The sequence below is a fragment of the Bradyrhizobium ottawaense genome (assembly GCF_900099825.1).
GTDB lineage: Bacteria > Pseudomonadota > Alphaproteobacteria > Rhizobiales > Xanthobacteraceae > Bradyrhizobium > Bradyrhizobium ottawaense_A.
Genome location: NZ_LT629693.1, coordinates 217,851 through 232,301, shown reverse-complemented (window position 1 = coordinate 232,301; position 14,451 = coordinate 217,851). Strand labels below are relative to the sequence as shown.

Below are 14,451 nucleotides of genomic sequence, written 5' to 3'. Positions count from 1 at the left end.
TGCGTCATCGTCCGCTTCCCGCGGGCGATCTGTCCAAGAGAACAATGGACTTATCGAAGCCGAGCACCAAATAATGTCCGGCGTCTGCCGATTGCCCCGCTGGGGCAGCGGCCTGAGGGGCGGCGGGAGAAAGTCTTAAAATGGTCTCAGCAGCAGAACAGCTTGCGGCAAACCTCAATTTCTCTGCGCTCGGCAAAGCCGATGAACTGAAGAAGCGCATCTGGTTCACGCTGGGTGCGCTGCTTGTTTATCGGCTCGGCACCTACATTCCGCTGCCGGGTATCGATCCGGCGATCTGGGAACAGGTGTTCCGCTCGCAGGCCGGCGGCATCCTCGGCATGTTCAACATGTTCGCCGGCGGCGGCATCCACCGCATGGCGATCTTCGCGCTGAACATCATGCCGTACATCTCGGCATCGATCATCATCCAGCTCCTGACCACGGTTTCGCCGCAGCTTGAAGCGCTGAAGAAGGAAGGCGAGTCCGGCCGCAAGACGCTGAACCAGTACACCCGCTATCTCACGGTGATTCTCGCCGCGTTCCAGTCCTACGGCATCGCCGTCGGCCTCGAAGGCGCCGGTAACGTCGTCAGCGACCCCGGCCTGTTCTTCCGTCTGTCGACCGCGGTCACGCTGACCGGTGGCACCATGTTCTTGATGTGGCTCGGCGAGCAGATCACCTCGCGCGGCATCGGCAACGGCATCTCGCTGATCATTCTCTCCGGCATCGTCGCCGAGCTGCCCTCGGCGCTCGCCAACATGCTGGAACTGGGCCGCCAGGGCGCGCTGTCGACGGGTCTCATTCTCGTCGTGATCGTGATGGCGGTCGCCGTGATCGCCTTCATCGTGTTCATGGAACGGGCCCAGCGCCGGCTGCTGATCCAGTATCCAAAGCGCCAGGTCGGCAACAAGATGTTCGAGGGCCAGTCCTCGCATCTGCCGCTCAAGCTCAACACCTCGGGCGTGATCCCGCCGATCTTTGCCTCGTCGCTGCTGCTGCTGCCGACCACGGTCGCCAACTTCAACGCCGGCAAGGGCCCGGAATGGTTCCAGTGGATCACGACCCAGCTCGGCCACGGCCGTCCGCTGTTCCTGTTCCTCTACCTGGCGTTGATCGTGTTCTTCGCGTTCTTTTACACCGCGATCGTGTTCAACCCGACCGAGACCGCGGATAACCTGAAGAAGCACGGCGGCTTCATCCCCGGCATCCGTCCGGGCGAGCGCACCGCCGAATATATCGACTACGTGTTGTCGCGCGTCACGGTGTTGGGTGCGATCTATCTGGCGATCGTCTGCCTGATTCCCGAAATTCTGATTTCCTACGCCTCGGTGCCGTTCTACTTTGGCGGTACCTCGCTCCTGATCGTCGTCAGCGTGACGATGGATACGGTGGCGCAGGTGCAAGGCTATCTGCTCGCCCATCAGTATGAAGGGCTGATCAGGAAGTCCAAGCTCAGGGGCCGTCGCCGCTGAGCGGCGGCATCCGGGACCGGCCTGAAGATCGGTCTGACATTCAATACAAGGTGTGCGGGGATTCGCTCACCAAGCCGGGGGGCGAATAGTCATGAGATTGATCCTTCTGGGGCCGCCCGGCGCGGGCAAGGGGACCCAGGCGCAACGGCTGGTCCACAAGTACAATATCGTCCAGCTTTCGACCGGCGAGATGTTGCGCGCTGCGGTTGCAGCCGAGACGCCGATCGGCCTGCAGGCCAAGGACATCATGGCCAGCGGCGCCCTGGTGCCGGACGAGGTCGTGGTCAGCATCATCTCCGATCGCCTCGACCAGCCTGACATGAAGAACGGCTTCGTCCTCGACGGCTTTCCGCGCACGGTGCCGCAGGCGGCAGCCCTCGATGATCTGCTGAGGAAGAAGCACATCAAACTCGACGCCGTGGTCGAACTGCGCGTCAACGAGAGCGCGCTGCTGAGCCGGGTCGAGACCCGCGTCGCCGAGATGCGCGCCCGCGGGGAAGAGGTGCGAATCGACGACACTCCGGAAGTGCTGTCGAAGCGGCTGGCGAGCTACCGTTCGATGACCGAGCCGCTGATTCACTATTATTCGGAGCGGCGGAAGCTGTTGACGGTCGACGGTATGATGACCATCGAACACGTCACCCGCGAGATTAACCGGCTCCTGTCCGCGATCGGTGCGGTGGAACCCAAGGCGGCGGCTCCGGCCGCAGCAAGGGCCGCCAGGCCGGCGGCCAAAAAGGCAGCCAAAACCGCCAAGAAGGCCGCCAAAGCGGCTCCGAAGGCCGGAAAGGCGGTCTCCAAGGGCGCCAAGAAGGCTGCCAAAAAGTCCGGCCGCAAGGCAGCCCCGGCGGCCAAGCCCAAGGCGGCCAAGAAGGCCAAAAAAGGTGCAAAGAAGGCAGCCAAAAAGATCGTCCGGCGCGTTGCGAAAAAGGTCACGAAAAAGCGAGCTAAACGCTAGGGACGGTTGACGAAACCGAGTTGAATCCTTTAATAAGCCCAGCATCCAAGTCGGATAGTTATTTGACGATGCCGGGCCCCGAAGAAGATGAGGGGAAGGGCGTCGTGTTCGCGTTTGCGGATACCTGCCCGAGTTAGCACAGAACATAAGCCGGTCCGCGAGGGATTGGCGACAGGAGAGAAGTCCGTGGCCCGTATTGCCGGCGTGAATATCCCGACCAACAAGCGCGTTCTGATCGCGCTCCAGTACATCCATGGTATCGGCCAGAAGAATGCTGCCGAGATCATCGAGAAGGTGAAGATCCCGGTGGATCGTCGCGTCAGCCAGCTGAGCGATCAGGAAGTCCTGCAGATCCGCGAAGTGATCGACCGCGACTATCTGGTCGAGGGCGACCTTCGCCGCGAAGTCGGCATCAACATCAAGCGTCTGATGGACCTCGGCTGCTATCGCGGCCTGCGCCATCGCCGCGGCCTGCCGGTGCGCGGTCAGCGTACCCACACCAATGCGCGCACGCGCAAGGGCCCGGCCAAGTCGATCGCCGGCAAGAAGAAGTAAGTTTGCGAATAGCGAATAGGGGGTGGCGAATAGTTTTCATTCGCTACTCGCCATTCGCTACTCGTGTTTTTAGGTGTAGCCGCTGGCATTACGGCGGCGTTTGAGATCACAGGAAAGGTTTTGGAATGGGCAAGGAAGCCACCCGCGTACGCCGCCGCGAACGCAAGAACATCGCATCCGGCATCGCGCACGTGAACTCGTCGTTCAACAACACGACCATCACCATCACCGACGCGCAGGGCAACACCATTGCCTGGTCGTCGGCCGGCACCATGGGCTTCAAGGGCTCGCGCAAGTCGACCCCCTATGCCGCGCAGGTCGCGGCCGAAGACGTTTCCAAGAAGGCGCAGGAACACGGCATGCGCACGCTGGAAGTGGAAGTTGCCGGTCCGGGTTCGGGCCGTGAGTCGGCGCTTCGCGCGCTGCAGGCGGCGGGCTTCACCGTCACGTCGATCCGTGACGTGACGACGATCCCGCACAATGGCTGCCGTCCGCGCAAGCGCCGGCGCGTTTGATATTCGATCGCGGGCGGGGACGTTCCGTCCGCTGATTGCTTTTGGAATTTTGACTGCCGCGGACTGATCCGCGATCTCCAACGCCAGTGATCTGGACGCAGATCGACTGGCCCATGGGTGACAAAGTGACGATCCAGAAAAATTGGCAAGAACTCATTCGACCGAACAAGCTGCAGGTAACGCCGGGCACCGACGCGACCCGGTTTGCGACCGTCGTCGCCGAACCGCTCGAGCGCGGCTTCGGCCAGACTCTCGGCAACGCGCTGCGCCGCATCCTTCTCTCGTCGCTGCAGGGTGCCGCGGTGCAGTCGGTGCACATCGACGGCGTGCTGCACGAATTCTCCTCGATCGCCGGCGTTCGCGAGGACGTCACCGACATCGTGCTCAACATCAAGGACATCTCGATCAAGATGCAGGGCGAAGGCCCCAAGCGCATGGTCGTCAAGAAGTCCGGTCCGGGCGTCGTCACCGCCGGTGACATCCAGACCGTTGGCGACGTCGTGGTGCTCAATCCCGACCTGCAGATCTGCACCCTCGACGAGGGCGCGGAAATCCGCATGGAATTCACCGTTGCCTCCGGCAAGGGCTATGTCGCCGCCGAGCGTAACCGTCCCGAAGACGCGCCGATCGGCCTGATCCCGGTCGACAGCCTGTTCTCTCCGGTCCGCAAGGTCTCCTACAAGGTCGAGAACACCCGCGAAGGCCAGATCCTCGACTACGACAAGCTGACCATGACGATCGAGACCAACGGCGCGATCACGCCGGAAGACTCGGTGGCCTATGCCGCCCGCATCCTGCAGGACCAGCTCAACGTGTTCGTGAACTTCGAAGAGCCGCGCAAGGAAGTGGCGCAGGAGATCATCCCCGATCTCGCGTTCAATCCGGCGTTCCTCAAGAAGGTCGACGAACTCGAACTGTCGGTGCGTTCGGCAAACTGCCTGAAGAACGACAACATCGTCTATATTGGCGACCTCGTGCAGAAGTCGGAAGCGGAAATGCTCCGTACCCCGAACTTCGGCCGCAAGTCGCTGAACGAGATCAAGGAAGTACTGGCCCAGATGGGTCTGCATCTCGGCATGGAAGTGCCCGGTTGGCCGCCGGAGAATATCGACGAGTTGGCCAAGCGCTTCGAAGACCACTACTGAGCAAATGCAATCGTGATGGCCGGACGTTTCCGGCCATTGCTTCTGGGGCGAACGCAGGCAGCCCACCTGAGCAACATGTCCGACGAACCGTCGCGACGAAGTAAAATCAAGGAATAGTCCAATGCGTCACGGCAAGGTTCATCGCAAGCTCAACCGCACCGCGGAACATCGCAAGGCGATGTTCGCCAACATGTGCGCCGCGCTGATCAAGCACGAGCAGATCGTCACCACGCTTCCGAAGGCCAAGGAATTGCGCCCGATCGTGGAGAAGCTGGTCACCCTCGGCAAGAAGGGCGGCCTTTCGATGCGCCGCCAGGCGATTTCCGAAATGCGTGACCTCGATCAGGTCCGCAAGCTGTTCGACGTGCTGGCGACCCGCTACAAGGACCGTCAGGGCGGCTACACCCGCATCATCAAGGCCGGCTTCCGCTACGGCGACAACGCGCCGATGGCCGTGATCGAATTCGTCGACCGTGACGTCGACGCCAAGGGCCTCGACTCCGGCCCGGTGCAGGAAAAGGCCTCCGAGGCGGCGTAAGCCCTTCGCGGGTTTGGAATTTCAAAAGCGGCGCCTCCGGGCGCCGCTTTTTTGTTGGCAGCGATGAATTTCGTTTCGAAATGCCGAGCAATCTGTTTTCCCGGCCGTGTTGCGCGCCCATAATCCGAACGTCACCGTGCTGTCGGCCGGCTCATCGGATGATCTGGCCGCGCTCAGTCCCGACCTGCTCGCGCGGTCGCGGCTGATCGCCTACGTGACTCCGGAAATCGTCTCGACCGACACGCTGGCCGCGCTCGGCTACGGCGCCATCAACTTTCATCCCGGGCCGCCTGATTATCCCGGATGGGCGCCGGCGCATTTTGCGCTCTACGAGCGCGCCACCGAGTTCGGCGCGACGGTCCACGTCATGGTCGAGCGGGTCGATGCCGGTCCGATCATCGATGTCGCGCGATTTCCGATTCCACCCGACATCTCCGTCCTCGGCCTCGAGGGGCTGGCCTACGGTCACCTCGCGCAATTGTTCTGGCGGATGGCCAAATCGCTTGCCACCGAAGCCGGCGCGCCGCCGCCGCTGCCGATTGAATGGGGACGGCGAAAATATTCGCGCCGCGCCTACCGGGCGATCTGCGACATTCCGCTCGACATTGCCAAGGACGAACTAGACCGGCGCCTGAAGGTGTTCGGCGGCAACCATTTCGGGATCGGCCCGACCATCAACCTGCACGGCGTCGAGTTTCGCGCCGTGCTGCCGCAGGCAGGCTAGGACGCCGCGATTGCGGGCGCGTCCATCGCGCACGATATCTACCCATCGATGATCCAATCACCGTGAGGTTAGCGATGTCGGCCTATGTGATTTCGGAAGTTGACGTAAAGGATTCGGCAGGCTTCGAGGCCTATCGCACCATCGCCGCGAAAGCGATTGCGCAGTATGGCGGGCGCTATCTCGTCCGTGGCGGTGTCGCGAACGCGGCCGAAGGCGGGCCGCCGCCGAAGAACATCATCGTGGTCGAATTTCCGTCGATGGAGAAATTACGCGAGTGGTATGCCTCGCCGGAATACGCCGAGGCCCTGAAGGTGCGGCGGACCGCGCTGGACCGCCGCCTGATTTTTGTTGAGGGCGTGCCTTCAGCTTCCAGCGCCGGATCGTAGCAACCATTAAAGCTAAGCGGCATTTTCAGTCCACGGGGTGCCGCGCTGGACGACGGTATTTGCGTAGATGAGGAGCTTTCGCGCGCAGGCGATTAGCGCTGCGTTGTGGGCCTTGCCCTTTGCAGTGAGGCGGCCATAGAGGGCGACCAGAGCCTTGTTCCATCGGAAGGCCGCCGGGAGGGCTGCGGCAAACAGTGAGCGCCGCAGCCGGCTGCGGCCTCCAGCGATTTTGCGCTGACCTCTGTGCTGTCCGCTATCGGCGGCGAACGGAGCCAGCCCGGCCAGGGCTGCGGCTTCTTCACGGCTGACGCAACCGAGCTCGGGCATGCGGATGACGATCGCCAGCGCTGTGCGTTCGCCGATACCTGGAATGCTCAGCACCAGCTTTAGCCGCTTGGCCAGATCGCCGTGGCCGCGAAGACGCTTGGCAATGTCGCGTATCTGCGCCGCCTTGCGTGCTTTCAGCCGGGCTATATCGCTGTTGACGATGCGCCGCAGCGCAGGCTCGTCAATGTGCTCGAGCCGGTTCTTGAACCGCTTGATGTCTTCCTCGATCTGCTCGAGGAAGGTCAGATAATCGGCCAATTCCGTCAACCGCGGATCCGGTGCGATCTCCGGTGGATCAACCGCTGCAGCGCAGGCTGCGATCAATATCGCGTCGAGTGCATCATTCTTGGCACGGCGCAAATGTACCCGGCCGAAGGCTTTGACCTGTAGCGGCTGCAGCAACAGCACGATAAAGCCTGCCGCCCGCAGATGCTCTACCACGCCGCGTTCATAGCCGCCCGTCGCTTCGATGCCGACACGCGTCACGCCGGACTTGGCGAGGCTAGCCACAAGGGACCGCCAGCCAGCTAAATCGTTGGTGACCTGCCAACGTTCGGCCCGGTCGTGAACCGCGATATCGAGTTTAGCTTTGGACGTATCGATTCCAGCCGTCGTTATGTTAGACTTTGTCATCTTCCTCGACCCTGCCTTGTGAAGCGAACCAAGTTGTTCCGGCAACCATCCGGGTCCGATGAAGGTGCTGACGCGATCAAGCTACGGGGCAGCCACAAACTGCTCTGGGTGGGTTCGATCCGATCGCCAGCGGCCTGCCGCGGGGTGCAAACCGCGGCAGGCCATTCCTCACGGAACAAGCCGACGATAACTGATTGCGCTATTACAAGGGTGGGTTAGCGCAGCGTAACCCACCATGATACGCGCAAGAAAGAGGTGGGTTACGCCTTCGGCTAACCCACCCTACGTTTTCTACCAGCCCTCCAGCACGATCTTGCCGCGCGATTTCCCGCTCTCCAATAGCGCATGCGCGCGCTTGAGATTGGCCGCGTTGATCGTTCCAAACGTCTGGTCGAGCGTGGTGCGCAGCACGCCCTTGTCGAGGAGGTCGGCGACGTCGTTCAGCAGATGATGCTGGGCGATCATGTCCGGCGTCTGGAACGAGGAGCGTGTGAACATCGATTCCCAATGCACCGAGATGGCCTTGCCCTTGAAGGCGCTCAGGGTGAATTCCGGGGGATCGTCGATCAGCCCGAACCTGCCCTGCGGCGCCATGAAATCCGCGATCGCCTTGTAGTGCTGGTCGGTGAAGGTGAGGCTGGCGACCAGCGCCACCGGCGGCAGTTTCAGCTTCTCGATCTGCTCCTTCATCGGCTTGCCGTGGTCGATCACCGCATGCGCGCCGAGATCGAGGCACCACTTCTGCGATTCCGGCCGCGTAGCGGTCGCGACCACGGTGAGCCCGGTGAGGCGGCGCGCGAGCTGGATCAGGATCGAGCCGACGCCACCGGCGCCGCCGGTGATCAGGAGCGTGCGGGGATCGACGCTTTTGCCGGGCACGGCGCCGAGGCGATCGAACAGCAATTCCCAGGCGGTGATCGAGGTCAGCGGCAGGGCTGCGGCCTGCGCGAACGACAGCGATTTCGGCTTGGCTCCGACGATGCGCTCGTCAACCAGGTGGAATTCCGAATTGGTGCCCTGGCGCAGGATCGAGCCGGCGTAGAACACTTCGTCGCCCGGCTTGAACAACGTGACGTCGGGGCCGACCGCGTCGACCACGCCGGCGGCGTCGTAGCCGAGAATCTTGGTTTGGCCCTCGGGCGGGGCGGCGCGCTTGCGGACCTTGTAATCGACCGGGTTGGCCGAGATCGCCTTCACGGCGACCCTGATGTCACGCCCCTTCGGTTCCGGCTTGGCGGTCTCGAAATCGATCAGCGAATCCGCATCCTCGATGGGAAGCGATTTTTTGTATCCGACGGCCTTCATGCCCGTTGTCTCCTGCCTGTGAGCGGTTGGTTGTTTAACTGTCGCGCTAGCGCCGAATTGGCAAGTACTGTAAATTAGGGGAACTAGTCCCTGTTTGGATACTATTGGGAAAAGGCGCATGAAAAGGCGGAATTTTGCCCATCGGCCCGGCTGCGCGGTCGAGGCTACGCTCGATCTGATCGACGGCAAATGGAAGGGCGTGATCCTGTTCCACCTGCAGGCCGGCACCCAGCGGTTTGGGGAGTTGCGGCGGCGGATGCCAGGGATTACCCAGCGCATGCTGACCAAGCAGCTTCGCGCGCTCGAGGACGACAAGCTCGTGATCCGCAAGGTCTATGCCGAGGTGCCGCCGCGGGTCGAATACACGCTGTCCGAGATCGGCGAGAGCCTGCGTCCGGTGATCGACACGCTGCGGGCCTGGGGCGAGGGCCATCAGGAACGGCTATCCTGCGCGCCGGCGCCCGAAGCCATCAACGCGCCCGATCGCGCCGCCTAGCGCGATCGTGTTTCGCTTTGTCTTCTCTCGTTGCGGCCTCGCATTTATATCTGGGGCCATCAATTCCGGGATTTTTCGCATGAATTCGATTCGCTCTTTCGCCCTGCTGCTGGTCGCCGCAGTCATTGCCACGCCGGCGTTGGCGCAGGACCGCCGCGTTCCATCCTCGGGCGCGGAACTGCGGCTGTCCTACGCGCCGATCGTGCAGCGCGTGCAGCCGGCGGTGGTGAACGTCTACGCCGCCAAGACCGTGCAGAACCGCAACCCGCTGCTCGACGATCCGATGTTCCGCCGTTTCTTCGGCGTGCCCGGCCAGCAGCCCGAGCAGATGCAGCGTTCGCTCGGATCGGGCGTGATGGTCGATGCCTCCGGCCTCGTCGTCACCAACAACCACGTCATCGAAGGCGCCGACCAGGTCAAGGTTTCGCTCGCCGACAAGCGCGAGTTCGAGGCCGAGATCGTGCTGAAGGACAGCCGCACCGATCTCGCCGTGCTGCGCCTCAAGGATACCAAGGAGAAATTCGCGACGCTCGACTTCGCCAATTCGGATGAATTGCTGGTCGGCGACGTCGTGCTCGCGATCGGCAACCCGTTCGGCGTCGGCCAGACCGTGACCCACGGCATCATCTCGGCGCTGGCGCGCACGCAAGTCGGCATCACCGACTACCAGTTCTTCATTCAGACCGATGCCGCGATCAATCCCGGCAATTCCGGCGGCGCGCTGGTCGACATGACCGGCAAGCTCGCCGGCATCAACACCGCGATCTTCTCGCGCTCCGGCGGCTCGCAGGGCATCGGCTTTGCCATTCCGGCCAACATGGTGCGCGTCGTCGTGGCCTCCGCCAAGGGCGGCGGCAAGGCGGTGAAGCGCCCGTGGCTCGGCGCGCGGCTGCAGGCGGTGACGCCTGAAATCGCCGAGACGCTGGGACTGAAGCTGCCGAACGGCGCGCTGGTCGCCAATGTCGCGCCCAACAGTCCGGCGGCGCGCGCCGGCCTGAAACTGTCCGACCTGATCGTTGCGATCGAAGGGCAGGCGATCGACGATCCCAACGCGTTCGACTATCGCTTCGCCACGCGCCCGCTCGGCGGCAACGCGCAGATCGACGTGCAACGCGCCGGCAAGACCGTGAAGCTGACGGTGCCGCTGGAGACCGCGCCCGACACCAACCGCGACGAAATCACGCTCTCCGCGCGCTCGCCGTTCCAGGGCGCCAAGGTCGCCAATATTTCGCCGGCGGTTGCCGACGAACTGCATCTGGATTCCCAGACCGAAGGTGTCGTGGTGATCGATCTCGAGGATGGCGGTACCGCCGCCAGCGTCGGCTTCCAGAAGGGCGATATTATTCTTGCGGTCAACAACCAGAAGATCGCCAAGACCAGCGATCTCGACAAGGCCTCGAAAACAGCGTCGAGGCTGTGGCGCATCACCGTGGTGCGCGGCGGCCAGCAGATCAACGTGACGCTCGGCGGATGAGCCCAAAGCAACCTCGCGAGGCGGCCAACCTCTTTGCCGCGGCAGGGATGGAACAGGATGCCCCGCGTCCATTGCCGGACCGGTTGCGCCCGCAGGCGCTGTCCGACGTCGTCGGTCAGGACCACATCCTCGGCCCCGACGGCGCGCTGACGCGGATGCTGGAGACCCGCACGCTGGGCTCGCTGGTGTTCTGGGGACCGCCCGGCACCGGCAAGACCACGGTGGCGCGGCTCCTGGCGGATGCCACCGAACTGCATTTCGAGCAGATCTCGGCGGTGTTTTCCGGCGTCGCCGACCTGAAAAAGGTGTTCGACGCTGCGCGTGCCCGCCGCGAGATGGGCAAGGGCACGCTGCTGTTCGTCGACGAGGTGCATCGCTTCAACCGCGCGCAGCAGGATTCGTTTCTGCCTGTGATGGAAGACGGCACCGTGGTGCTGGTCGGCGCCACCACCGAGAACCCGTCGTTCGAGCTCAACGCCGCCTTGCTGTCGCGGGCGCGCGTGCTGGTGTTTCATTCGCTCGATCCGCTCGCGGTCGAAAAACTCTACGCCCATGCCGAGAAGGTCGAGGGCAAGAAGCTGCCGCTCGATGCCGAAGCGCGTGCCGTACTGGTGCGAATGGCCGATGGCGACGGCCGCGCCGCGCTGACCTTGGCGGAAGAAGTCTGGCGCGCCGCGCGCAAGGACGAAGTGTTCAACGCCGAGCAGTTGCAGGACATCCTGCAGCGCCGGGCGCCGATTTACGACAAGTCTGCCGACGGTCATTACAACCTGATCTCGGCGCTGCATAAGTCGGTGCGCGGCTCTGATCCCGATGCGGCGCTGTATTATCTCGCGCGCATGATGGATGCCGGCGAGGATCCGCTGTTTCTGGCGCGCCGCGTGGTGCGGATGGCGGTCGAGGACATCGGGCTTGCCGATCCGCAGGCGCTGGTGATCTGCAACGCCGCCAAGGACGCCTATGATTTCCTAGGGCATCCCGAAGGCGAACTCGCGATCGCGCAGGCCGTGATCTACCTCGCCACTGCGCCGAAATCCAACGCCGCCTACAAGGCGTTTGGTGCGGCGATGCGCGCGGCAAAGGAGGGCGGTTCGCTGCTGCCGCCGAAACACATTTTGAATTCGCCGACCAAGCTGATGAAGCAGGAGGGCTATGGCGGCGGCTACGAATACGACCACGACACGCCGGATGCGTTCTCCGGCCAGGATTACTTCCCGGAAGCGCTGGGTCGCCAGACTTTTTACGATCCGCCCGACCGCGGCTTTGAGCGCGAAATCCGGAAAAGGCTGGATTATTGGGCGAAGTTGCGGCGGGAACGGGGTAGTTGATGTCATGCCCGGCACAAGGCCGGCCATGACGGCGTGCGCGGCCACTATTTCCCCGTCTTCACAAACTCCAAAATCTCATCCGTCAGGCGGCCGTCCGCGGTGTTGATCGAATACACCTCCGACATGTGGCTGTGCTGCGGCAGCATCGTCGCGTGCGCGCATCCGCTCGCTCGTTTGCAACTCGCCTGTTTCAAAAGCTCGAATTGTTCGACGAAGGGGGGCGGGTCGAGTTCGGCTGCCGTGATCATCAGCGGCGTTTTCGTCGCGAGCAGGCCGGCCAGCGCGGAACGCTCGGCATAGCGCGAGGGATCGGTGCCGTAATAGGCGATCTCGCCATTGCCAAGCGGCGCCTTGCCGAGTTCATAGAGGCCGGACACCATCACCGCGCCTGCGAGGCCGCCGTCCTTCACCTTGTGAAATTCGGGATGCGAGACGTAATTGGCGACATGGATCGCACCGGCCGAATGTCCCATCAGATAGATGCGTGCGGGATCGCCGCCGCGCGCGCCAATCTCGCTGGCAACCCAGCCGACCACAGCGGCGATGTCTTCGGTGCCCGCCGGCCAGGGCGACTGCGGCGCCAGCCGGTAGGTGGCGTTGACGCCGACAAAGCCGCTTCTGACCGCCCACAGCATGACGTTGTCAAAGAACGGGCTGCCGGGCCCGCGCTTGTTGCCGGCGACGAAGCCGCCGCCATGGATGTAGATCAACACCGGCCGCGCGGCTGAATTGGCCTCCGGCATGAAGACGTCGAGCAGGTGGCGATCGGCCGGACCGTATTTGACGTCGCGCTCGGTCTTGACGCCGGCATACGGCTCCTTCTGCTGCATCGGCACGTACAGCGCCGCGGTCTTGGGCGGGTCGATGACGCGGCCAATTTCCGTCAGTTTCCAGGCCAGTTCCTCCGGCATGGGGCTCTGTTGGGCCAAGGCCTGGCCTGCCACCAGCGCCGCCACCATCGCCAAGACTGATTTCGCCAGCGCCATCCCCGATCCCCCGTGTTTTCGGCCTGTTTGGCCCAGCATGACCGATGTCAGGGCCGATTTGTACTGATTTCACCGTGACGATTCGCGGCATTTGGGCTACCCAACGGCTTAGATCCTTTAGTTTTGACGCGTTTTCTACCGCAGATAAGTCTACGCAATCTGCGCAAGCTTGATTGCTAGGCGAACCGCTACCCACTTCGCTCGAAAACGCTTGGCCGGAGCCACACCCACCATGAGCCGTCGCGTCAAGAAACCTCTCCGCCCGGCGGGCGATCGCCCCAAGGGCGCGCGTCCCTACCGTGGCTCGCAGGCCGAGCGGCCGCCGCACCGGACCGGCGCCAAAGCGCCGCCGCGGTCCCCGTCGGCGGCGCCCCGCGCGCCAAAACCATTCGTCGCCGAGCCCGAGAAGGTCGTCGTCGAGCTGCCGCCGTTGCCGACAAAAGTCCAGACCGTCGTGGTGACGGCGGACGAGAACAACATGCGGGTCGACCGCTTTCTCGAAGCGCGTTTTCCCGGCCTGTCGTTCTCCCATATCCAGCGCATCGTCCGTAAAGGCGAACTGCGCGTCAACGGCAAGCGCGCCGACAGCAAGGACCGGATCGAGGAGGGGCAGAGCATTCGCATTCCGCCGCTGAAACTCGATACGCCGAAGGCCGCGGGCCAGCTCTCGGAGGCCGGTGCCAAGACGCTGCAGGCGCTCAAGGACATGATCCTGTTCGAGGACGCCGACGTCATGGTGCTGAACAAGCCCGCAGGCCTGGCGGTGCAGGGCGGCTCCGGCATCACGCGCAATGTCGACGACATGCTGGAAGTGATGCGCGATGCCAAGGGGCAAAAGCCGCGGCTGGTGCACCGGCTCGACAAGGACACCGCCGGCTGTCTTCTGATTGCGAAAACCCGCTTTGCCGCGACCGCGATGACCGGTTCGTTCCGCCATCGCTCGGCGCGCAAGATCTACTGGGCGCTGGTCGCGGGCGTACCGAAGCCGAAGCAGGGCCGCATCTCGACCTATCTGGCCAAGGAAGAGAGCGAAGACGACACCATCATGCGGATCGCCAAGCACGGCGACGAGGGCGCAAGCCACGCGGTCACGTACTACGCCGTGGTCGAAACCTCGGCGCAGAAGCTCGCCTGGGTGTCGCTGAAGCCGGTGACCGGGCGAACCCATCAGTTGCGCACCCACATGGCGCATATCGATCACGCCATCATCGGCGATCCCAAATATTTCAACAAGGAGAACTGGGATTTGCCGGGCGGCATCCAGAACCGTCTGCATCTGCTGGCGCGCCGGATCGTGATCCCGCATCCGCGCGGTGGCGTGATCGATGCATCCGCGCCGCTGCCGCCGCATATGCTGCAGTCCTGGAACCTGCTCGGACTCGAAGCCGACCGGTTCGATCCGATCGAGAACGCGCCGGAGGAATAGGGCGCGCGTCAAATTGGTTTCGTCATGGCCGGGCTTGTCCCGGCCATCCACGTCTTTCCTGCTGCGAAACTGCAAAGACGTGGATGCCCGGCACAAGGCCGGGCATGACGGGAGGAGGAAGAAGCGCAACAACTGTCAAACCGGAAACGTCATCATCGGCTATCGCATTTTTTGACACCCGGC

General features: G+C 63.2%; 15 protein-coding genes. 12 read left to right on the top strand and 3 right to left on the bottom strand.

Features of this window, described 5'->3' with window-relative positions; translation table 11 throughout:
* Positions 1-140 precede the first annotated feature (140 nt).
* The 8 genes from secY (at position 141) to BLR13_RS01125 (ending at position 6,293) form a co-directional block, all read left to right on the top strand.
* Positions 141-1,472, top strand: a complete 1,332-nt coding sequence (gene secY, locus BLR13_RS01160; RefSeq protein WP_074828514.1) for a preprotein translocase subunit SecY — start codon at positions 141-143, stop codon at positions 1,470-1,472.
* Between the two features lie 91 nt (positions 1,473-1,563).
* Positions 1,564-2,430: an adenylate kinase gene (locus tag BLR13_RS01155; RefSeq protein ID WP_074828515.1), complete on the top strand. Its 867-nt coding sequence runs from the start codon at positions 1,564-1,566 to the stop codon at positions 2,428-2,430.
* A gap of 186 nt (positions 2,431-2,616) precedes the next feature.
* Positions 2,617-2,985 carry a 30S ribosomal protein S13 gene (rpsM, locus tag BLR13_RS01150; protein WP_074828520.1) on the top strand — a complete coding sequence of 123 codons (369 nt, stop codon included), beginning with the start codon at positions 2,617-2,619 and terminating at the stop codon, positions 2,983-2,985.
* 125 nt (positions 2,986-3,110) lie between these two features.
* A complete protein-coding gene (rpsK, locus tag BLR13_RS01145) occupies positions 3,111-3,500 on the top strand; it encodes a 30S ribosomal protein S11 (RefSeq protein ID WP_006021048.1) in 390 nt (129 codons plus the stop codon).
* 113 nt (positions 3,501-3,613) lie between these two features.
* On the top strand, positions 3,614-4,645 hold the full coding sequence (locus BLR13_RS01140) for a DNA-directed RNA polymerase subunit alpha (RefSeq protein WP_074832144.1): 1,032 nt from the start codon (positions 3,614-3,616) through the stop codon (positions 4,643-4,645).
* Between the two features lie 121 nt (positions 4,646-4,766).
* The gene (rplQ, locus tag BLR13_RS01135; RefSeq protein ID WP_074828525.1) at positions 4,767-5,183 is read left to right on the top strand and encodes a 50S ribosomal protein L17; all 417 of its coding nucleotides are present in this window, start codon (positions 4,767-4,769) and stop codon (positions 5,181-5,183) included.
* 106 nt (positions 5,184-5,289) lie between these two features.
* Complete coding sequence (locus BLR13_RS01130; RefSeq protein ID WP_244525045.1) at positions 5,290-5,907, top strand: formyltransferase family protein; 618 nt, start codon at positions 5,290-5,292, stop codon at positions 5,905-5,907.
* 74 nt (positions 5,908-5,981) lie between these two features.
* The gene (locus BLR13_RS01125; RefSeq protein ID WP_074828529.1) at positions 5,982-6,293 is read left to right on the top strand and encodes a DUF1330 domain-containing protein; all 312 of its coding nucleotides are present in this window, start codon (positions 5,982-5,984) and stop codon (positions 6,291-6,293) included.
* A 12-nt stretch (positions 6,294-6,305) separates the two neighbouring features.
* On the opposite strand, the gene BLR13_RS01120 is transcribed toward BLR13_RS01125, so the two are convergent.
* Complete coding sequence (locus tag BLR13_RS01120) at positions 6,306-7,253, bottom strand: IS110 family transposase (protein WP_074826621.1); 948 nt, start codon at positions 7,251-7,253, stop codon at positions 6,306-6,308.
* 291 nt (positions 7,254-7,544) lie between these two features.
* Positions 7,545-8,558, bottom strand: a complete 1,014-nt coding sequence (locus tag BLR13_RS01115) for a zinc-binding alcohol dehydrogenase family protein (RefSeq protein ID WP_074828532.1) — start codon at positions 8,556-8,558, stop codon at positions 7,545-7,547.
* Positions 8,559-8,676: 118 nt separating this feature from the next.
* Here BLR13_RS01115 and BLR13_RS01110 point away from each other — a divergent pair, with 118 nt between their 5' ends.
* The 3 genes from BLR13_RS01110 to BLR13_RS01100 all read left to right on the top strand — a co-directional run bounded on the left by BLR13_RS01110 (position 8,677) and on the right by BLR13_RS01100 (position 11,856).
* The gene (locus BLR13_RS01110; protein WP_074828535.1) at positions 8,677-9,054 is read left to right on the top strand and encodes a winged helix-turn-helix transcriptional regulator; all 378 of its coding nucleotides are present in this window, start codon (positions 8,677-8,679) and stop codon (positions 9,052-9,054) included.
* Between the two features lie 79 nt (positions 9,055-9,133).
* Complete coding sequence (locus BLR13_RS01105) at positions 9,134-10,528, top strand: DegQ family serine endoprotease (RefSeq protein WP_074828538.1); 1,395 nt, start codon at positions 9,134-9,136, stop codon at positions 10,526-10,528.
* The gene (locus BLR13_RS01100; RefSeq protein ID WP_074828541.1) at positions 10,525-11,856 is read left to right on the top strand and encodes a replication-associated recombination protein A; all 1,332 of its coding nucleotides are present in this window, start codon (positions 10,525-10,527) and stop codon (positions 11,854-11,856) included. The genes BLR13_RS01105 and BLR13_RS01100 overlap by 4 nt, the downstream gene beginning before the upstream one ends.
* Positions 11,857-11,900: 44 nt before the next feature.
* On the opposite strand, the gene BLR13_RS01095 is transcribed toward BLR13_RS01100, so the two are convergent.
* Positions 11,901-12,842 carry an alpha/beta hydrolase gene (locus tag BLR13_RS01095; protein WP_074828543.1) on the bottom strand — a complete coding sequence of 314 codons (942 nt, stop codon included), beginning with the start codon at positions 12,840-12,842 and terminating at the stop codon, positions 11,901-11,903.
* Positions 12,843-13,074: 232 nt separating this feature from the next.
* On the opposite strand from BLR13_RS01095, the gene BLR13_RS01090 reads away from it, so the two are divergent.
* Entirely contained in the window at positions 13,075-14,268 is a 1,194-nt protein-coding gene (locus BLR13_RS01090) for an RluA family pseudouridine synthase (RefSeq protein WP_074828547.1), read from the top strand.
* Positions 14,269-14,451: the final 183 nt, after the last annotated feature.

Bases quoted from the DNA above. Each gene is read 5' to 3' on its own strand.
- secY (WP_074828514.1), top strand. From the start codon at position 141: ATGGTCTCAGCAGCAGAACAGCTTGCGGCAAACCTCAATTTCTCTGCG.
- BLR13_RS01155 (WP_074828515.1), top strand. From the start codon at position 1,564: ATGAGATTGATCCTTCTGGGGCCGCCCGGCGCGGGCAAGGGGACCCAG.
- rpsK (WP_006021048.1), top strand. From the start codon at position 3,111: ATGGGCAAGGAAGCCACCCGCGTACGCCGCCGCGAACGCAAGAACATC.
- BLR13_RS01140 (WP_074832144.1), top strand. From the start codon at position 3,614: ATGGGTGACAAAGTGACGATCCAGAAAAATTGGCAAGAACTCATTCGA.
- rplQ (WP_074828525.1), top strand. From the start codon at position 4,767: ATGCGTCACGGCAAGGTTCATCGCAAGCTCAACCGCACCGCGGAACAT.
- BLR13_RS01125 (WP_074828529.1), top strand. From the start codon at position 5,982: ATGTCGGCCTATGTGATTTCGGAAGTTGACGTAAAGGATTCGGCAGGC.
- BLR13_RS01120 (WP_074826621.1), bottom strand. From the start codon at position 7,253: ATGACAAAGTCTAACATAACGACGGCTGGAATCGATACGTCCAAAGCT.
- BLR13_RS01115 (WP_074828532.1), bottom strand. From the start codon at position 8,558: ATGAAGGCCGTCGGATACAAAAAATCGCTTCCCATCGAGGATGCGGAT.
- BLR13_RS01110 (WP_074828535.1), top strand. From the start codon at position 8,677: ATGAAAAGGCGGAATTTTGCCCATCGGCCCGGCTGCGCGGTCGAGGCT.
- BLR13_RS01105 (WP_074828538.1), top strand. From the start codon at position 9,134: ATGAATTCGATTCGCTCTTTCGCCCTGCTGCTGGTCGCCGCAGTCATT.
- BLR13_RS01100 (WP_074828541.1), top strand. From the start codon at position 10,525: ATGAGCCCAAAGCAACCTCGCGAGGCGGCCAACCTCTTTGCCGCGGCA.
- BLR13_RS01095 (WP_074828543.1), bottom strand. From the start codon at position 12,842: ATGGCGCTGGCGAAATCAGTCTTGGCGATGGTGGCGGCGCTGGTGGCA.
- BLR13_RS01090 (WP_074828547.1), top strand. From the start codon at position 13,075: ATGAGCCGTCGCGTCAAGAAACCTCTCCGCCCGGCGGGCGATCGCCCC.